This is a genomic window from Ihubacter sp. rT4E-8, assembly GCF_049852125.1.
In the GTDB taxonomy this organism is placed as follows: Bacteria; Bacillota; Clostridia; order Peptostreptococcales; family Anaerovoracaceae; genus Senimuribacter.
In genome coordinates this window covers 2,085,297-2,102,326 of the sequence record NZ_CP187532.1, presented here as the reverse complement: position 1 = coordinate 2,102,326, position 17,030 = coordinate 2,085,297, and the positions used below count along the sequence as shown (strand labels likewise).

At 45.5% G+C, this 17,030-nt stretch carries 22 protein-coding genes; 19 read left to right on the top strand and 3 right to left on the bottom strand.

The features are described 5' to 3' along the window. Positions 1–53 precede the first annotated feature (53 nt). From ACPW7J_RS10565 to ACPW7J_RS10490, 16 genes are all read left to right on the top strand, one after another. Positions 54–491 (top strand): protease complex subunit PrcB family protein, encoded by a 438-nt coding sequence (locus ACPW7J_RS10565; RefSeq protein ID WP_161875026.1) that lies wholly within the window; start codon positions 54–56, stop codon positions 489–491. An 80-nt stretch (positions 492–571) separates the two neighbouring features. Further along, positions 572–1,360 (top strand): hypothetical protein, encoded by a 789-nt coding sequence (locus ACPW7J_RS10560; RefSeq protein WP_424959622.1) that lies wholly within the window; start codon positions 572–574, stop codon positions 1,358–1,360. Positions 1,361–1,451: 91 nt separating this feature from the next. Further along, positions 1,452–2,462, top strand: a complete 1,011-nt coding sequence (gene ftsE, locus ACPW7J_RS10555) for a cell division ATP-binding protein FtsE (RefSeq protein ID WP_425755209.1) — start codon at positions 1,452–1,454, stop codon at positions 2,460–2,462. Beyond that, complete coding sequence (ftsX, locus tag ACPW7J_RS10550) at positions 2,455–3,345, top strand: permease-like cell division protein FtsX (RefSeq protein WP_424959623.1); 891 nt, start codon at positions 2,455–2,457, stop codon at positions 3,343–3,345. The genes ftsE and ftsX overlap by 8 nt, the downstream gene beginning before the upstream one ends. An 18-nt stretch (positions 3,346–3,363) precedes the next feature. Beyond that, the gene (locus ACPW7J_RS10545) at positions 3,364–4,407 is read left to right on the top strand and encodes a M23 family metallopeptidase (RefSeq protein WP_161875022.1); all 1,044 of its coding nucleotides are present in this window, start codon (positions 3,364–3,366) and stop codon (positions 4,405–4,407) included. A gap of 12 nt (positions 4,408–4,419) precedes the next feature. Continuing rightward, the gene (gene recJ / locus ACPW7J_RS10540; RefSeq protein WP_424959624.1) at positions 4,420–6,057 is read left to right on the top strand and encodes a single-stranded-DNA-specific exonuclease RecJ; all 1,638 of its coding nucleotides are present in this window, start codon (positions 4,420–4,422) and stop codon (positions 6,055–6,057) included. A gap of 9 nt (positions 6,058–6,066) precedes the next feature. Next, positions 6,067–7,248 carry a S41 family peptidase gene (locus tag ACPW7J_RS10535; RefSeq protein WP_424959625.1) on the top strand — a complete coding sequence of 394 codons (1,182 nt, stop codon included), beginning with the start codon at positions 6,067–6,069 and terminating at the stop codon, positions 7,246–7,248. Between the two features lie 101 nt (positions 7,249–7,349). Further along, positions 7,350–7,655: a YerC/YecD family TrpR-related protein gene (locus ACPW7J_RS10530; protein ID WP_161875019.1), complete on the top strand. Its 306-nt coding sequence runs from the start codon at positions 7,350–7,352 to the stop codon at positions 7,653–7,655. Between the two features lie 51 nt (positions 7,656–7,706). Continuing rightward, a complete protein-coding gene (locus tag ACPW7J_RS10525) occupies positions 7,707–8,267 on the top strand; it encodes a 4'-phosphopantetheinyl transferase superfamily protein (protein WP_161875018.1) in 561 nt (186 codons plus the stop codon). Continuing rightward, positions 8,264–8,740 (top strand): regulatory protein RecX, encoded by a 477-nt coding sequence (locus tag ACPW7J_RS10520; protein WP_424959626.1) that lies wholly within the window; start codon positions 8,264–8,266, stop codon positions 8,738–8,740. Before ACPW7J_RS10525 ends, ACPW7J_RS10520 begins: the two co-directional genes overlap by 4 nt. Then, positions 8,737–9,420: a tRNA threonylcarbamoyladenosine dehydratase gene (locus tag ACPW7J_RS10515; protein ID WP_424959627.1), complete on the top strand. Its 684-nt coding sequence runs from the start codon at positions 8,737–8,739 to the stop codon at positions 9,418–9,420. The genes ACPW7J_RS10520 and ACPW7J_RS10515 overlap by 4 nt, the downstream gene beginning before the upstream one ends. A 105-nt stretch (positions 9,421–9,525) precedes the next feature. After that, complete coding sequence (locus tag ACPW7J_RS10510) at positions 9,526–10,056, top strand: DUF4342 domain-containing protein (RefSeq protein WP_161875015.1); 531 nt, start codon at positions 9,526–9,528, stop codon at positions 10,054–10,056. A gap of 2 nt (positions 10,057–10,058) precedes the next feature. After that, positions 10,059–10,733: a response regulator transcription factor gene (locus ACPW7J_RS10505; RefSeq protein ID WP_161875014.1), complete on the top strand. Its 675-nt coding sequence runs from the start codon at positions 10,059–10,061 to the stop codon at positions 10,731–10,733. Positions 10,734–10,736: 3 nt separating this feature from the next. After that, on the top strand, positions 10,737–11,969 hold the full coding sequence (locus ACPW7J_RS10500; protein WP_424959628.1) for a sensor histidine kinase: 1,233 nt from the start codon (positions 10,737–10,739) through the stop codon (positions 11,967–11,969). A 43-nt stretch (positions 11,970–12,012) separates the two neighbouring features. Beyond that, positions 12,013–12,894: a delta-lactam-biosynthetic de-N-acetylase gene (gene pdaA, locus ACPW7J_RS10495; protein WP_425755208.1), complete on the top strand. Its 882-nt coding sequence runs from the start codon at positions 12,013–12,015 to the stop codon at positions 12,892–12,894. A gap of 131 nt (positions 12,895–13,025) precedes the next feature. Continuing rightward, positions 13,026–13,604, top strand: coding sequence for a DUF1836 domain-containing protein (locus ACPW7J_RS10490; RefSeq protein WP_424959630.1), 579 nt, complete (start codon positions 13,026–13,028; stop codon positions 13,602–13,604). 83 nt (positions 13,605–13,687) lie between these two features. Here the strand turns inward: ACPW7J_RS10490 and ACPW7J_RS10485 are convergent, their stop codons facing one another. The 3 genes from ACPW7J_RS10485 to ACPW7J_RS10475 are packed head-to-tail and all read right to left on the bottom strand — an operon-like array spanning position 13,688 to position 14,911. After that, positions 13,688–14,287: a manganese catalase family protein gene (locus ACPW7J_RS10485; RefSeq protein WP_161875012.1), complete on the bottom strand. Its 600-nt coding sequence runs from the start codon at positions 14,285–14,287 to the stop codon at positions 13,688–13,690. 1 nt (position 14,288) lies between these two features. After that, positions 14,289–14,537, bottom strand: a complete 249-nt coding sequence (locus tag ACPW7J_RS10480; RefSeq protein WP_161875011.1) for a spore coat protein CotJB — start codon at positions 14,535–14,537, stop codon at positions 14,289–14,291. Further along, positions 14,534–14,911, bottom strand: a complete 378-nt coding sequence (locus ACPW7J_RS10475; protein WP_424959631.1) for a spore coat associated protein CotJA — start codon at positions 14,909–14,911, stop codon at positions 14,534–14,536. Before ACPW7J_RS10475 ends, ACPW7J_RS10480 begins: the two co-directional genes overlap by 4 nt. Before the next feature lie 149 nt (positions 14,912–15,060). On the opposite strand from ACPW7J_RS10475, the gene dtd reads away from it, so the two are divergent. From dtd to ACPW7J_RS10460, 3 genes are read left to right on the top strand one after another with little or no spacing between them, the layout of a single operon-like run. After that, positions 15,061–15,507, top strand: coding sequence for a D-aminoacyl-tRNA deacylase (dtd, locus tag ACPW7J_RS10470; RefSeq protein WP_424959632.1), 447 nt, complete (start codon positions 15,061–15,063; stop codon positions 15,505–15,507). Positions 15,508–15,529: 22 nt separating this feature from the next. Further along, on the top strand, positions 15,530–16,795 hold the full coding sequence (locus ACPW7J_RS10465) for a M16 family metallopeptidase (protein WP_424959633.1): 1,266 nt from the start codon (positions 15,530–15,532) through the stop codon (positions 16,793–16,795). A gap of 9 nt (positions 16,796–16,804) precedes the next feature. Then, a complete protein-coding gene (locus ACPW7J_RS10460; protein ID WP_424959634.1) occupies positions 16,805–17,029 on the top strand; it encodes a hypothetical protein in 225 nt (74 codons plus the stop codon). Position 17,030 lies beyond the last annotated feature (1 nt).

Sequence of the window (17,030 nt, the reverse complement as noted above, 5' to 3'; positions counted from 1 at the left end):
TATTTGCCTCATAAGGTTAGGTATACTTTCAGTTTACAGAAGGGGGACGTCTTATGAAGAAGGAGATAATTGCTATTGCTGTCGCTGCGGTAGTATTGGTTGGTCTGATTCTGGTATTCGGCGTCAATGCGGGAGAGACGAAGGTGAAGTTTGACCGTGTGTCTGAGAAGTCTACGCCTCGGGAAATTGAGGCGGATATTCTGCCAGAGTACAGAGAACTGGAACGCGCATTGGCATTCAAAGTCGGAGATCAGGTATATGTTATGGTTACCAGGGGTGAAAAGCCTACTGCAGGTTATGACGTGAAAATAGAGGAAATCACGCTTTCCAGTGAAGATGACAAAAGCATTCTTACAGTAAAGGCTACATTTGCAGATCCCGCCGACGCGGAGAATCTTGCACAGGTGATCTGTTATCCTTATGATTTGGTAAAAACGGATTTGAAAGGGCTGCCCGACAGCATTCAGCTGCAGGCAGAATTTGCCAAATAGAATATATAGCCTATTGCTTTCCTTACACAAAAATGGTAAAATATGAAAAAATATCTATCTGTGTAAGGGAGGAGCTTTGGGTGAAAAGACCATTTTTCAGAGAATATAAGGGGATACTTCTACCCGATGACGGCGACAGGCCGGCAGAACAATGGAATATTGGAGTGACGGGGCTTGGCCGGAGCGTTGGAACAACATTTGTTGCATCGTCTCTGGCCTTTTATTTGCAATCAAAGGGAAAAACTCTGACTTTTTGCCAATGCCTGCATCCCAAGGAAGGTAGATCATTACTCTATGATGAAGCGGCCATGGATCAACGATTCAGCAATCGGAAGTTTGAGGATATTTATATAAGACTGGCGGAGAACGCGCCGGTGCGGGGAATTGTTAATATGGAAAAGGGAATTCACTGGATACTTCCAACGCCTGAGGACAGGGAAAAGGGGGTGCGTCTGGATGAACAGCAGCGGATGCGATTGATAAATTGTGCCAGAGGAAATATTGCTATGTTTGATCTGTCAGCGGAGGATGAGTGGAATTCACTTTTGCCGGATATGGATTTTATTGTAGCTGTTTGTGATCCGCTTCCATCCAGATTGATTGCGTGTACAGAGCGGTTTAAGCTGCTGAAAAGGTTGGAGCTGTCAGGCCGTACGGTTGTTTGGGTGTGCAATAAGGTTAACAATGGGATTAGCCGCCGCCAAATTGCATCGTATTTAAAAACGAAGGATATTATCTGGGTGCCCGGATTTGATCCGGCATTGATTTACGCGGATGAATTTGTCTGCCGGTTTCACTGGGAAAATGAAGAAATTAGAAACAATTTACTGGAAATTTTCACGAAAGTTTCACTTAAAATGGGAGTTTAAATGGCTTTTACCTATTTCAAAAAACGTCGAAATATGGTATTCTTATAGTGTATGTAAAGAAAAAATTCGAAACTTGTAAAAGGGGAGAAGTATGATTACATTTGAAAATGTGACGAAGCATTACAATACCAATGTAGGTCTTGAAGATGCGAGTATTCATATTGATAAAGGTGACTTCGTCTTTCTTGTTGGACCCAGCGGCGCCGGTAAATCGACTTTCATCAAATTGATTTTGAAGGAAATAGATGCTGATAGCGGAAGCATTCGAGTGGGTGGACAGGAGGTTACCACCATGAGCAACCGGGAGGTACCCGCGCTGCGTCGGAAAATAGGTATAGTGTTTCAGGATTTTCGGTTGTTGCCGAAGAAGACTGTTTACGAGAATGTGGCTTTTGCTATGGAAATACTTCATAAGAGCAAGCGTCAGATCAGGAAAAAGGTGCCGCAGGTTCTTAGTCTGGTGGGCATTAGTGACAAAGCAGACAAGTATCCCGACGAGCTTTCCGCAGGCGAACAGCAGAGAGTTGCCATAGCGAGAGCGATCATCAATAACCCGACTGTTCTTATCGCTGACGAGCCTACGGGAAACTTAGATCCTGATACGGCCAGCGAGATCATGGATTTGCTGAATCAGATCAATCTTACGGGAACTACCATTGTTATGGTAACCCATGCGAAAGATATCGTGGATCGAATGCAAAAGCGAGTTGTTGCGATTGAGTCCGGACATATTGTCAGAGATGAATTTGGACAGTATGGATTTGAGGAAGAAAATCCTACCGAGGAAGACATGGACGAGGAAGATATCATAGAATCTGAAACAGAGCTTCCAGAAGAAATTGAATTGTCTGCTGTCATAGAAGATGATATCGCGGAGAATCAGGAGATTCTTTTGGAGAAGACGATAAGCTTTTCGGCGGATGAATGCCAGGCTCTGGAGAACGCTTTGGCAGAAGATCTTATATTGGAGGATGTAGAGGAAACAGAAGCCTTTACTGAGGAAATGAGCCAGAGCGCAGCGAAAACAGCTGCAGAAGAAGCGGCTGAGATCCGTCGGAGAATAGAAGATTCTTTACGAGAGGAGGCTGCAGAGGATGAATAGAATCGGTTATAATATCAAGCAGGCCTTTACGCAAATCGGAAGAAATAAGGGAATGAGTCTGGCGTCGGTATTTGCGATTACAGCGATGATGATGATTCTGGGCGTATTTTTTGTTATAACGGTCAATGTGAATCTCTTTACGGAGATGGTCAAATCGGACTATGATCAGGTCGAGGTTTTTCTGAAGGACTCTACGTCTGATGTGGAAGCGCAGCAGATTATGGATGAGGTGGAACGTCATGATCATGTAAAGCAGGTGGAATACCGTACTAAAGAAGACGCGTTGAAAATTTTGAAGAAACGGTGGGGAGAGAGCAGCTATTTGCTGGATTCCCTGGGACAGAATCCTCTGCCTAATTCTATATTGATCACAGTAGAATCTTTAGAGAGCGCTGGAGAGGTGACAGATTTTGTTTCCGGCTTTGATGGAATTGAGGATATTAAATATTATAAAGAAACAGTAGAAAAGCTGACTAAAGTTACTGGATTTCTGCAGCTGGCGGCTTTGGTGGTAATGGTTTTTCTGGTAGTTGTTTCAGTGGTGGTGGTTTCTAACACGATTAAGCTGACTGTTTTTGCAAGAGCGAGAGAAATCTCCATAATGAAATACATCGGGGCTACTAATTGGTTTATACGAGGGCCGTTCTTAGTGGAAGGTATTATCATAGGAATATTCGCTTCGTTGGTTTCAGCGGGGATTACCTTCTTGCTTTACAGCAAAGTAGTGGAGCTTATAGGTACGCAGGTTATGACCATTCTGTCATCGCCGCTTGTGCCGGCGGGGTATCTGGCGGTAAACCTGATTTGTATCTTTTTAGCCATGGGCGTTAGCATTGGCGCCTGCGGCAGTATTATTTCCATGCGGCGTTTCCTGGACGCATAATTACGGGAGGAGTACGAAATGAAGAAAAAGTCAATGATATGTCTGCTGATTTTCATGTTAGTATGCAGCTTAGGCGTTTATACGCAGGTATATGCGGATAACGCGTCAGATAAACAGGATGAACTTAATGAGATCAATGATCAGAAAAAGGATGTAAAAAACGATTTGGCCGCGTTGACAGCCAGTATTAAGGAACAACAGGCTGAGGTCGACAGACTGAAAGCGTCTATGGAACAAAAACAGGGAGAGATCGAGAAGGCGCAGGCAGATATTGACAAGACGATAAAGGATATCGATAAACGGCAGAATGGCCTGAATAAGAGACTTAGAACTATGTATAAAAACGGTTCTGTGGGTTATCTGGACGTGTTGTTGGGTTCGAGCAGCGTATCTGAATTTCTGACGAATTTGGAGCTGATTCAAAGGATATACCGCGGAGATGAAGAAACCCTTCGTACGCTGGAGGAACAGCAGAAGGAGTTAGAGAAAAAACGCGCGGCCCTTAAACATGAAAAAGAAGAACTTGATAAACAGAAGTCAGAGGCAGAAGAAAAACAGTCTGCGCTGCAGTCCGATAAAGACGCGCTGCAGGCAAAGCTGGATGAGCTTAATGCGGAAGCGGACAGAATTAGCGATGAAATTGCCAGAATGCAAGATCATGATAAAAAGTATGAGGGCGGACAATTTCTGTGGCCGACCACTTCTACATATATTACGTCACCGTTTGGATTTCGTATTCATCCAGTGACGGGTGTGTACACAGGTCATACAGGTATCGACATTGGAGTCGGTATGAATTCACCGGTTTACGCTGCAGCTGATGGAAGAGTTATCGTGGCGGGATCGTATGGCGGCTACGGTTACGCTGTAGTGATCGATCACGGCAGCGGCATCAGTACCCTTTATGGACACAACAGCAGTGTGAATGTCAGTGTGGGACAAAACGTGAGCCGCGGACAGGTCATTGCAAGTTCCGGGTCTACCGGCGTTTCCACCGGACCCCACCTTCACTTTGAGGTAAGAGTTAATGGAGCTTATGTTGATCCGATGCAGTATTTTTAAACGTGGTGAAATATGAATTTAGAACCAAAAATTATCGAATTGTTACATAAAAGAGGTCTTGACACCGAAGAAGATATAGAAGAATTTCTGACGGCGAGACCTCAGAAAACTTATGATCCATTCCTGCTCCTCAACATGGAAGCGGGAGTGGATTTAATACTGTCTGCCATAGAGGAGGATGAGAAGATTTGTATCTATGGGGACTACGATGCGGATGGTATTACGTCTACTGTGGTGCTGATGGAGACTTTGTCGCAGTTAACCGATCAGGTATCGTATTATATTCCGTCTCGTTTTGACGAGGGTTATGGCTTGAACTGCACGGCTTTAGACAAGATTAAGGCAGCCGGTGTGGATTTGGTGGTAACGGTGGATTGTGGTAGCGTCTCTTGTGAGGAGGTGGATTATGCCAGAAGGATCGGCTTAAAGATCTTAGTTACAGATCATCATACGATCAAAGATCAGATAGCGGATTGTCTGGTAATCAATCCTATGCAGCCGGGATGTCCCTATCCGTTCAAGCACTTAGCTGGCGTAGGAGTTGCGTTTAAGCTTGCTCAGGCTATTGCGGCGGAAACAGGATTGGATAAACGTATTATCAATCGGACTCTGGATTTGGTAGGAATCGGAACGATAGGAGATATTGTACCGCTGGTAGATGAAAACAGAACCCTGGCAAAGTACGGTATACGTGCGACTAATGTGAGTAAACGTCCGGGATTAACCGCCTTGCTTGAAGGCGTAAGTCTAAAACAGGGGAGTATCTGCTCAGAGAATATCTCTTATATTATCGTGCCTCATCTTAATGCTTCCGGAAGAATGGACAGCGCCCGCGTTGCTGCCAGACTTATGCTGGAGAAACAAAAGGACAGCGTGCAGGATGGCGTGGACAAGCTGATCGCGTGTAATCAGCGGAGAAAACAGTTGCAGGCCGAGACCTTCGAGCAATGCAGACAATTGGTTGAAACACGATATAGAGACGATTTGTTTTATGTGATAGATTTACCGGAGGCTCATGAAGGAATTACAGGAATTGTCGCAGGAAAGGTGAAAGAAACCTATAACCGGCCCACGGTTATCGTTACGCCGACGGCCGGTCACTGTTTGAAAGGTACGGGAAGAAGCATCGAAGGCGTCAATATTTATGAATTACTGTCAGAAAACCGAGAACTATTTCAACGATTTGGAGGTCACAGCGCTGCTTGTGGCTTTACAATGAAGGAGGAAAATCTGGAGCTGTTGCGGCAAAATCTGAATCAGTCCATGGAGCGGCTTCTGGATGAAAAACCGTTTTTGTTCGATGCGAGGATGCAAGCTGATCTGGAGCTTCGGGCGCAGGATGTGAATTTGCGGCTGGTGGAACAGATGCAGTTATTGGAGCCGTTCGGATGTGAGAATCCGCAGCCGCTGGTTAAGCTTCATTTGCGCCCACAGGCGATGCGGCGGATAGGCAGCCAGGGGCAGTACACCAGATTTACAGGAATTTTGGATGATCAACGGGAGTTGTCTTGTGTCATATTCAGGAATGCCGGTGAATATGATGAGATATTACAGGCCGGCGCCGCGGTAGATATGATCGGTACATTAAGCAGTCAGACCTGGAACGGAAAAACTTATTTACAGTTTACGGTTTCTGAGACCGGAAGATAAGGGGATATTATGATTAAAATGAGAAAACGCAGGTTTATTCTGCTGATATGCGGTGTGGTCATTGCTACGCTGTTGGTTGCGTCCGTGGGATTTTTTGCGGTAACGCAGGCAAAGGATATGATTTTTATCAGTAAAGAGGATTATAACGTTCTCAACGAGGTGGGAAATCGTTATGGTAAACTATATTCGATACAGAAAACTGTAGAAGAACAGTTTCTGTGGGATATCGATCAGGAAGCGCAGATGGAAGCATTGTACAAGGCTTTGTTAGATTCTCTGAACGATAAATATTCCGGCTATATGGGGAAATCTGAATATGAAGAATGGAACAACTACATTCAGGGAGTATTTACCGGGGTAGGCGTAGTCTTCATCGAGGAGACAGAGGGACGTTTTGTTGTTACGAAGGTGATAAGTGGAAGTCCCGCGGAAGGCGCGGGATTGAAGATCGGCGATGTTTTGTTAAAAGTGGACGGCAAAGCCTATGACGATTCTGAAGAGATGGCCCTTCATATACGTGGAGAAGAAGGCAGTAGCGTTAAGCTGACGTATCGCCGGGGTAATAAGGTCAGAGAGGCCAAAATGGTTCGGGCGCAAGTGGAAGATCCATCAGTATATGCAGAGCTGATCGACAAAAAATACGGATACATTCGAATTACAGCCTTTGAACGTGGCACGGCAGAGCAGTTTAAACAGGAATTAGCGGCCTTTGAGACAAAGGGGGTTAAGGGCGTCGTGATCGATCTTCGTAATAACGGAGGCGGATTGGTAGACGCAGGTATTGAAATTGCTGATATGCTGTTGCCAGAGTGTACCATCACACATACGGAGGATAAGAACGGGAAGACGAAATATTATAATTCAAAAGAGGATTGTACAGATCTAAAATATGTAGTATTAGTCAATGGACATAGCGCCAGTACATCGGAGATTGTCGCGGCGGCGATCAAAGATAATAAGGGCGGCAGTCTTGTGGGAACGACTACTTTTGGAAAAGGTATTATTCAGGGTACGGTGGAGTTTAAAGATGGTTCGGCGATTAAATTGACGATTCAGCAATACTTTTCACCGAATGATAAGAAAATACACGGGATAGGCATCAAACCGGATTATGAAGTGAAAATGAGTAAAAAGGCCAAATCTGATATTCAACTGGAAAAGGCGCTAAAGCTTCTGGGTGATAAACGGTAAAAAAAACGCGGACAGAGGCATCGCAGATTTCCTTTGACTTTAACACATAAAAGTGATATACTAAGTTTACAACGCGATAACGCTGGGAAAGGAGTCTGCAAATGGCATATGATTCGAAATTTAAAAGAGATGATATAGACGAGCTTTTTGACGCAGTTCTGACTTTGAAGGATAGAGAAGATTGTTACAGATTTTTTGAAGATATCTGCACGATCAATGAGATTCACGCTATCGCGCAGAGATTGCAGGTGGCCAAATTGTTGTCACAGAAAAAGACTTATAGTGAGATCGAGGATATTACGAAAGCATCTACAGCGACGATCAGCAGGATCAACAAGTGTCTGGTATATGGTGCGGACGGATACCAGCGGGTGCTGGAGCGGTTGGAAAATCAGAAAAAAAAATAAAGTAAGAACCGGACGTCTGCGGACGTCCTTTTCATATTGAGGTGAGAAAAAATGTACGCAGTTTATGTATATGACGGTCCTTTTGAGAAGGGGGAAGCCGGCTGGCCTTTGATTCGGGCGGCAGCTGCAAGATATGGGCAGGAGCTTGAGCTGCAGGAGGATTTTTATCAGGCGGAGATTGAAAGAGAGGAGAAGGGAAAGCCGTACTTTTCCCACATTCCTTTAGCTTTTTCTCTCAGCCACAGTGGATTACTATGGCTCTGCATGTTTGGGGACAAACCCTGTGGCATTGACCTGCAGATCATGAAGGAGACCAAATATGAGGATATAGCAAAACGCCAGTTTCATCCGGATGAGCAGAGATATGTTGCACTATGGGGAATCGATGGTTTCTATGAAATATGGGTGCGCAAAGAGGCCTTCTGCAAGTGCACTGGACAGGGCATCTTTTCGGAGACGCCTTCTATGGTTACTGAGGAAATGGATTTGCGTCAAAAGGTTTCTTGGTTAGAACAGGAATATTATTTCACAGAGCTGTACATTGCGGACGATATGAAGTGTGCGGCGTGTACACTGGAAGATGCGGATGTCCAGTGGAGGATATTGGCATGAGCGCGCTAAAAATTGAAGATGCAGCGCTGCGTCATTTGGCCGCGAGAAGCCGTACAGTGCGGGAGATGGAATGTCATCTGGACAGAAAAGGCTTTGATCGGGAAGCAATCAGCGGTGTAATAGAGAAATTTTTGGATTATGGATATCTTAATGATGAAAGGTATTGTCATGAATATTTTCGTTTCGCTTTTGGCAGAGGCAAGGGAAAGAGACGGATTTTTGCGGAATTGCGAGAAAAGGGAGTGGAACTCTCTTTGATAGAAAGAGCCTTTGACGATTACTGTGAGGAGGAGGGCGAACCTGACGAAAGAGCGCGTGCCAGAGAGGAGGCGGCTAGGGTGCTTCGAATGGCCGACGTTCCGGAGGGAAGCCGTATTCCGGAAAAGGTTTTGGCAAGGGTAGCTCGCCGGTTAGCGTCAAAGGGTTACAGCGGCGATACGATCTATTCTGTGATTGGAGAATTGAGAAAATGAGCAGAAATGAAAGAACCGAGCTTTTGATTGGCGGAGAAGGGCTGGCGCGGCTGGCATCGGCTAGGGTGCTTATCTTTGGCGTTGGCGGCGTTGGCGGCTATATATGTGAGGCTCTCGCAAGAGCGGGCGTAGGGCATATTGATATCGTTGACGATGATGTTATTTCTGAGAGCAATATTAACCGTCAGATTATCGCGACTTACGATACGGTAGGCAGGCGAAAGACAGAGGTTATGAGGGAAAGAATTTTATCAGTAAATCCTGACTGTCATGTGGATATTTACAACTGTTTTTATCTGCCTGGCGAATCTGCGGCGGAGCAGTTTAATTTCACCTCATATGATTATGTAGCGGACGCCATTGATACTGTCGCGGCAAAGATTGATATCATTTGCCGTTGCAAGGAGGCGGGAACGCCAGTAATTTCTTCTATGGGAACAGGAAATAAACTGGATCCGTCCCGATTCGAAATTACCGATATCAGTAAAACCAGCGTATGTCCGTTGGCAAAAGTGGTCAGAAAGGCGTTGCGCGACCGGAATATCAGGAATGTGAAGGTATTGTATTCTACGGAGGAACCGGTAAAGACTGGAGCGCGAACGCCTGGCAGTCTCAGCTATGTGCCTCCGGTCGCAGGGCTTTTGATAGCCGGAGAAATACTCAGAGATCTTTCGCGTTAGCTGCTTTTAATCTCGTTTTAATCTTTCTTGCCTTTTTCTTTAATCTTCAAGTAGTATTATGCATATTACAGAAGGGAAAAGGTAGAAAGAAAGGATGTATAGAAAATGGAAATGTTAGAAAAGGTTGAAAAGATAAGAGAAAAGACGGGTGTTTCTTATGAGGAGGCGAAAGCTGCTTTGGAAGAAGCAAACGGGGATATTTTGGACGCAATTGTGATTTTGGAAAATCAGGGAAAGGTTAAGGGGCCGGAGCGGCAATATTATTCAACCCGTCCTGAGGACAGCAGTCAGAAATTTCAGGAGGCAGCCAAGGTCTATGATGAACAGCAGGAGAAGTTTGGCAGCATCATGAAGAAGTTTATGAAATGGTGCGGACAAATGATCAAAAAAGGCTGTGAGAATTTCTTTACGGTGCGTAAGGGCTGTGAGGAAATTATTACGGTACCGGTATTGCTGTTGGTAGTATTGCTACTCTTTGCGTTCTGGGTTATCGTACCGCTTTTGATAGTCGGGCTGTTCTTTGATTTTCGTTATTCTTTTAAGGGGGAAATTACCAGAACTGTAGATGTAAATATGGCTTGTGATAAGGCGGCGGAAGCAGCTGAGAACGTGAAGCAGGAATTTACGAAGGAGTAAGGATGAAAATTTTACTTGTTGAGGATGAAGAAAAGATTGCCAGATTTATTGAATTAGAGCTGCTTCATGAAGGCTATCAAGTGGAAAAGGCATACAATGGAAGAACCGGCCTGGACAAAGCGATATCTGACGCGCCAGATTTGATTTTGCTGGATATCATGCTGCCGGAGCTTAGTGGACTGGAGGTTCTTCGCAGGCTTCGCAGGGAAAGTGATGTACCGGTAATCATGCTGACTGCCAGGGATGCGGTGATGGATAAGGTCTCTGGTTTGGATGCCGGAGCTGACGATTACATTACAAAACCGTTCGCTATAGAAGAATTACTCGCCCGCATCCGTGTTATTTTGCGTAAACGCGGTAATGAAATGAGAGAAACGAAAAAGCTTACTGTGAAAGGTGTGACGATGGATATAGATCGCCATGAGGTAAGCTTTGACGGACAGATCGTTGAACTCAATCATCGTGAATATGAGCTTGTACGGACCTTGATGGAGAATAAAAATATCGTTATGAACAGAGAGCAGCTGCTCAGCGCGGTATGTGGATATGATTATATGGGAGAAAGCAATATTATAGACGTCTATGTCCGCTATATTCGCGCTAAAATCGACGATCGGTTTGGCATTCGTTTTATCACCACTGTCCGAGGCGTAGGCTACGCTGTCAAAGAGGAATAAAGGATGGGAAAGAACAGGGAAACCAATAGGATGACTTCGATTGCCCGCAGAATCAATATGGAGTTTTGTCTGCGTCAGCTAGGGAATTTTTTCATGCTGGATGTTGTTCTGCTAGGCGTGATAGTGACGGTCTTTTTCACTTGGTGTGAGGGAGCAGTACAGAGCGGTGATGAAATCGCGGACCGTTTTTTTTCCGGAAGCTCTTTTGACAGCTTTTGTTACATTATTGAAACAGAGCAGGGAAAGCAGCTTATTTATTATCTGAAGGATCTGGTGGAGTTGATTCGCGTTCCGACTATCGTTGTGCTGGTTGCAGAAAGCGCTGCTATGATTGAGGGACTTTTCGGAGCGGGAAAAGTTCGCAGATTGATGCGTCCTATCGGTGAGATGGCGATTCAAGCGGAGCAGCTGGCCAGTCAGCCCTTTGATTATGGAAAATTTGAGAATATGGAGCAAGCTATACGCAGTCTGGATCCGGACCGGCCGGATGCCCGTATAATTACAGGGGATAAGGATCTGCAGAGCCTGGAGATCGCCATAAACAATATGCTTGAAAGGATGCGAGAAAGCCATAGGCAGCAGGAGAGATTTGTTTCTGATGCATCTCACGAGCTGCGCACACCGATCTCGGTGATACAGGGCTATGTTAATATGCTGGACCGTTGGGGTAAAGAGGATCCTCAGATTCTGGGCGAGGCTATCGAGGCAATTAAGAATGAATCCGATCACATGAAAAATCTGATCGAGCAGCTTCTTTTTCTGGCGCGAGGCGACAGTGGACGTAATACGCTAACGTTTACAGACTTTGACTTGACGGAAATGGTGCGCGAAGTTTGGGAAGAATCCATGATGATCGATGATACCCATAGTTACATTTTTGATGGAAAGGAACCGGTGATGGCGTACGGCGATGTAGCTATGGTGAAACAGTCCTTGCGGATTTTAGTGCAGAACGCATCAAAGTATTCCTGTCGGGGGGATACGATTCGTCTGGCCGCATCGGTTTCCTCAGGGAGACCCGCCTATATTGTGCAGGACGAGGGAATCGGCATGGCTGAATCAGAAGTGGCGCATGTTTTTGAACGTTTCTACAGATCAGATGCGGCTCGAAACAGCAGTGAGGGCGGTACAGGACTGGGACTTTCCATTGCAAAATGGATTGTAGACGCGCACAATGGAGAGATAGAGATTTTATCGAGGCCTGAATTTGGAACAAGGTTTACCGTGAGATTGTAATAGAACATGGTGGAGATGCATATACTCTACCATGTTTATTAGTTTGAATAAGAAAAAATTGAAAAGAGCGGGTACAGGCGTATTAGCCGCAGCGCTTGCGGTAGGTCTCGCGGCCGGTTACCGCGTGATGGAGCCGGGAAATATGGGGAAAGCAGAGATAGGTGAAACCGGCCAGCAGGGGGTAAATGAAACAGCGGCTGCCGGTACGAATTCTGGATCAGAAGTGACCAACTGGGGTCTTTCCTTTCAAAAGGAGGGGCAGCGTCCGGTTGGAAACGCTTCTCCTGAGGAATTGTCTAAGTATGACGCTTATTACTGTGGAAAAGAAGGAAATAAGACATTATATTTAACCTTTGACGCCGGATATGAAAATGGTTATACCCCGGAAATTCTGGATGTTTTGAAAAAGGAAAAGGTACCGGCCGCCTTTTTCGTAGTAGGTACGTATATTGAGCAGAATCCGGATTTGATTAAGAGGATGGTGAAGGAGGGTCATATTGTCGGAAATCATACCATGGACCATCCGGATATGTCTGCCATCGTGGAGGAAGCGTCTTTTAAGGATCAGCTGCAGCAGGTTGAAACCCTGTATAAGAAGGCTGTAGGAAAAAGGATGAAGAAGTTTTACCGTCCGCCACAGGGTAAGTTCAGCTTTGCCAATCTGGAGATGGCACAGAAATTAGGTTATAAGACAGCCTTCTGGAGCTTAGCTTATGTGGATTGGTATGTAGATCAGCAGCCGTCCAGAGAAGAAGCGTTGTCAAAGCTTATACCGAGAACCCATGACGGCGCGATTATACTGTTGCATTCTACTTCAAAAACAAATGCCCAGATCCTCCGGGAATTGATAACCAAATGGAAAGAAGAAGGGTACCAATTCAAGTCGCTGGAGGATCTGGACACTGATCAGGCAGGCCGGAAATAAATTCCGACCTGTTTGATTTTCATCACCATAAAATATGATATTCAATATTATATTTTATGGTGATGAAAATGTCAATGTGTTGTTGCAAAAAAAGAGAAAAAGGTCTATAATCTCACTTATGAGGTGAATTTATGGATAAACGTGAAAAAAATAGAAAAGAGGACTGTTCCCGGACAGAGATGGTTTTACAGGAGAGGCTTGCGGCGTTAAGGGACAGGCTTACATCACGCAGACCTGAGGCGTGGGAACAGATTCCTGATATTGATTTGTATATGGACCAGGTTATCAGCTATATGGGACGTCAGCATATCGGCTTAGAACCGAACGGTGAGGAAACCCTGACTTCCGCTATGATCAATAATTACATTAAAAGCGGTTTGCTGCCGAGAGCAAAGGGCAAGAGATATAATCGAGAGCATATCGGTTATCTGACGGCGATTTGCTTGCTGAAGCAGGTGCTCAGTGTGGGAGAGACCGGTATCCTGCTGCAGAATCAGATGGATCACAGAGAGATAGAAGACTTTTATTCTAACTATAAGAATATTTTGGACAGTGAATTTGGCAGGATCGCCGCGGATATTGATGTGGATGCTACTGAGGAGCAGATGGCGCAGCAGGCTTTACAGCTGGCAGTTTCCAGCTATGGACAGATGTTGGCGTGCAAGGAAATCTTGAAGCTGTTGGACGTCAACAAAGGGAAGGAAGAATAAAGCTATAGGAATAACAGACATCGGCAAACGGAATGAAGTCCGGCAGCCGATGTCTGTTGATTTTTAACAGGAAATAAAATCGCTTATTTCATATCAAATTCCGGATTGAAGGCATAGAAGTTCTTAGAATCCAGATTATCCTGGACGATTCTCAGCGCTTCACCGAATCTCTGGAAGTGGACGATTTCTCTCTGACGGAGAAACCTGATCGGATCAATTACGTCAGGATCATCAACCATACGCAAAATATTGTCGTAGGTTGTTCTGGCTTTCTGTTCGGCAGCCATATCTTCACAGAGATCTGTAATGGCGTCGCCCTTTGACTGCAGGCAGGCGGCTGTAAATGGGAAACCTGCGGCGGCCTGCGGATAAATACCTGCTGTATGATCTACGAAATACGGTTCGAATCCGGCCTCTTTGATCTGATCGATGGTCATGTTTCTGGTCAACTGATGGACGATCGCTGCAATCATCTCAAAGTGGGCCAATTCTTCACTGCCGATATCCGTAAGCACGCCGGCAACCTGCCGGTATGGCATAGAATATCTCTGAGAAAGATAACGTAAGGATGCGGCGAGTTCACCATCAGGGCCGCCGTATTGCGTGATGATGAATTTGGCCATAGCCGGATTTGGATTTTTGATTTTTACAGGGTATTGTAGTTTCTTTTCATAGGTCCACATATTAATCCTCCATTTCCCATGGCCAAGGTGTTTCTACCCAGGTCCATCCTTGATTTACATCGGTGTCTGACGCGGTGAGAGGACCGAACTGTTCCTCATATTCTTCTATCGCGGCAAGCGCCTTTTCTCTGGTATCGTTGTAGAAGGCAAGCGCTGCTTCATTGTTGGGATGCGTGTCGAGGAACAGCTCTGTGTCTTTCATAGCGAAGTCGTACATCTGTACGGCTCTCATGGCTTCTGCTCTGGTCATCGTTTCATACCTCCCTGATATCCTAAGAAAGGTAAATTCAGATCTGGGAAGATCGTTCCTGTTTCAAGGCCTTTCTCGTAATCATAAGGCTGCTGCCATTTTTGCCATGGAACATATGCCATAGCAAGAACCATAGGCTGCTGCGGCGGCATTTGCGGCGGCTGCGGGTTAGGTTCAATGTCTGGTCCCTGCGGCGGATTAGGCGGCGGTGTTTGCGGCGGCTCCTGCGGTGGTTCAGGCATAGGCGGCGGTGTTTGCGGCGGGTTAGGCGGCGGAACCGGTCTCTGTGGCCTGTCAGCAGGATTGCAGCACATTGGGTTGTACTCGCCGAGGACGATCGGCATGCCGATATAAGGCTCTCTTCTGCTATTCAAAATAAAACCCCTTTCACAGTAAGATATTCTATACTATGTAGATAATCGCCATTTTGTGACTGGTTGACAGATTGTATTTCTTTCTCTTGGCGTAAAGGGCTTATTGTGGTAGAATACTTGAAGATCAGAAATCAAATTGGAGGAATCAAATGAAATTTGTTATACAGAGAGTTACAGAAGCATCAGTGGAAATTGAAGGCACCGTAAAAGGCCGGATTGACAATGGTTTTCTGGTGCTGATCGGCGTAGGAAAAGGCGATACAAAGGAAATTGCGGATAAATATATTAAAAAGCTTTTGGGCCTCAGAATCTTTGAGGATGAAAACGGAAAGACAAATCTGTCGCTAAAGGATGTAGACGGCCAGCTGCTGTTGATTTCCCAGTTTACGTTATATGCCAATTGCAGGAAGGGCAATCGGCCCAGCTTTGTAGACGCGGGAGCGCCGGATCAAGCCGAAGCCTTGTATGATTACATTGTAGAGGAATGTCGCAAAGTAGTACCAGTAGTTGAGACCGGACAGTTTGGCGCGGAGATGAAGGTGTCCTTGTTAAACGATGGTCCGTTTACTATTATTTTTGACGAAACGCTTTTATAGAACGCGTTTGAAGGCGAGGGATATGGAGAAGAAAATATTAACGGAAAATCAAATAGAAATTTACAGTTACCCTAACAGGCATACCCATAGTTTCTGCCTGTCGTTGTATGTTAGAGCGGGCGCGTTGTACGAGTCGGATTCTGAAAATGGGATTACCCATTTTCTCGAGCATGTTCTGTTCCGCAATATCAATTACAGAATGAACGGCGATTTGTACCGGCGATTAGACCAGCTGGGGCTCTACTTTAACGGAGCTACGTATAAAGAATTCATACAGTTGTACGTCGTTGGCGCGCCGCAGCATTTTGACGAAGCCGCAGAAATTTTACTGAGAGCCTTTGATCCGTTGACTTTACCGTCAGAGGAGGTACGAACAGAACAACAGCGCGTCAAAGCCGAGATTCGAGAGGCCGAGGATTTTAAAAGTCTGGATTATTTCGCAGGCGCGCTTTGTTGGAAGAATACCCCGCTGAAAAATACCATTTTAGGTACGAAAGGCAATGTCAGCGCTTTCACAAGAAAGAAGCTTGCCGCATATCACAGTAGCATTTTTTGCCCGGGCAATCTGTTTTTCTATGTGACCGGCTGCGTCGGTATGCCGGAACTAACTGGGTTTGCGCGGCGGGTGGAGACCATAGGAACTCTATCAAAGGGCGTCCGTCGGGACAATTGCGCGCTGACGCCGGAGGGCTTCGGCAGGAGAAACCTTTTGATCGATGTAAAACAAAGCGCCTATACTATGATTCAGTTTTCTTATGATTTGGTGACAGAACGGTACAGCGGAGCAGAGCTTGCGCTGCTGTATGACGTTCTGTTTTCGGGGGAAAATTCCATGATGCATCAGGAGCTTTCGGAAAAGAGAGGTATGATCTACAGTTATACCAGTACACTGGAAAAATACAGCAATATTGGCCGGATGTATTTTTCCTATGAAGTATCGCCGAAGGATTTGTACAGCTCGATACAGGTGGTCTTAAGCGGTTTGGCGGCGCTGTGTGATAATATGGCCGACAGGCTCGCTCTGGTTCTTCCTGAATATACGGATAACGCCTATATGATTTATGACGATAATGAAAACTTTAATTGGCAGCGCGCCTACGAAAGTCATATCATGAACGGCGGCGAGAAAAGCATAGAAGAAAGCAGGGAGGCTTTCTTAACGGTAACGCCAGAGCGGCTTTCTGAGATAGCGGCGGAGGTTTTTACAACAGATAATTTGGTGCTGAGCCTGAAAGGAAACAAGAAGAAAATCGATCTGCAGAAAATCCGGCAGATATTTGGAAGGTAGGTGGAAAATATGAATTTTAAACAGGCATTTTTCAAAATTTATGATGAAAAGATTGCTTCCGGTCAAATTACATTTAGTCAGAGCGGTATTGGAAAAGAGGACTTTACCAGGCTGTGTACGGAGCCTGATTTTGTATTGGATACAGAAACATTAGAGAGGCTGATGGTGACGATGAAGCTGACGGAGGAGGAACGGCTGCTGCTGAAGCAGACAGCAAAGGTGGAAAGGATTTGAG

Excerpts from the sequence above, each read along its gene's own strand:
- ACPW7J_RS10465 (WP_424959633.1), top strand. The coding sequence starts at position 15,530 with ATGGAGAAGAAAATATTAACGGAAAATCAAATAGAAATTTACAGTTAC.
- ACPW7J_RS10500 (WP_424959628.1), top strand. The coding sequence starts at position 10,737 with ATGGGAAAGAACAGGGAAACCAATAGGATGACTTCGATTGCCCGCAGA.
- ACPW7J_RS10505 (WP_161875014.1), top strand. The coding sequence starts at position 10,059 with ATGAAAATTTTACTTGTTGAGGATGAAGAAAAGATTGCCAGATTTATT.
- ACPW7J_RS10460 (WP_424959634.1), top strand. The coding sequence starts at position 16,805 with ATGAATTTTAAACAGGCATTTTTCAAAATTTATGATGAAAAGATTGCT.
- dtd (WP_424959632.1), top strand. The coding sequence starts at position 15,061 with ATGAAATTTGTTATACAGAGAGTTACAGAAGCATCAGTGGAAATTGAA.
- ACPW7J_RS10565 (WP_161875026.1), top strand. The coding sequence starts at position 54 with ATGAAGAAGGAGATAATTGCTATTGCTGTCGCTGCGGTAGTATTGGTT.
- ACPW7J_RS10535 (WP_424959625.1), top strand. The coding sequence starts at position 6,067 with ATGATTAAAATGAGAAAACGCAGGTTTATTCTGCTGATATGCGGTGTG.
- ACPW7J_RS10520 (WP_424959626.1), top strand. The coding sequence starts at position 8,264 with ATGAGCGCGCTAAAAATTGAAGATGCAGCGCTGCGTCATTTGGCCGCG.
- ftsE (WP_425755209.1), top strand. The coding sequence starts at position 1,452 with ATGATTACATTTGAAAATGTGACGAAGCATTACAATACCAATGTAGGT.
- ACPW7J_RS10530 (WP_161875019.1), top strand. The coding sequence starts at position 7,350 with ATGGCATATGATTCGAAATTTAAAAGAGATGATATAGACGAGCTTTTT.
- ACPW7J_RS10490 (WP_424959630.1), top strand. The coding sequence starts at position 13,026 with ATGGATAAACGTGAAAAAAATAGAAAAGAGGACTGTTCCCGGACAGAG.
- recJ (WP_424959624.1), top strand. The coding sequence starts at position 4,420 with ATGAATTTAGAACCAAAAATTATCGAATTGTTACATAAAAGAGGTCTT.
- ACPW7J_RS10510 (WP_161875015.1), top strand. The coding sequence starts at position 9,526 with ATGGAAATGTTAGAAAAGGTTGAAAAGATAAGAGAAAAGACGGGTGTT.
- ACPW7J_RS10485 (WP_161875012.1), bottom strand. The coding sequence starts at position 14,287 with ATGTGGACCTATGAAAAGAAACTACAATACCCTGTAAAAATCAAAAAT.
- ACPW7J_RS10525 (WP_161875018.1), top strand. The coding sequence starts at position 7,707 with ATGTACGCAGTTTATGTATATGACGGTCCTTTTGAGAAGGGGGAAGCC.
- ACPW7J_RS10515 (WP_424959627.1), top strand. The coding sequence starts at position 8,737 with ATGAGCAGAAATGAAAGAACCGAGCTTTTGATTGGCGGAGAAGGGCTG.
- ACPW7J_RS10545 (WP_161875022.1), top strand. The coding sequence starts at position 3,364 with ATGAAGAAAAAGTCAATGATATGTCTGCTGATTTTCATGTTAGTATGC.
- ACPW7J_RS10480 (WP_161875011.1), bottom strand. The coding sequence starts at position 14,537 with ATGACCAGAGCAGAAGCCATGAGAGCCGTACAGATGTACGACTTCGCT.
- ftsX (WP_424959623.1), top strand. The coding sequence starts at position 2,455 with ATGAATAGAATCGGTTATAATATCAAGCAGGCCTTTACGCAAATCGGA.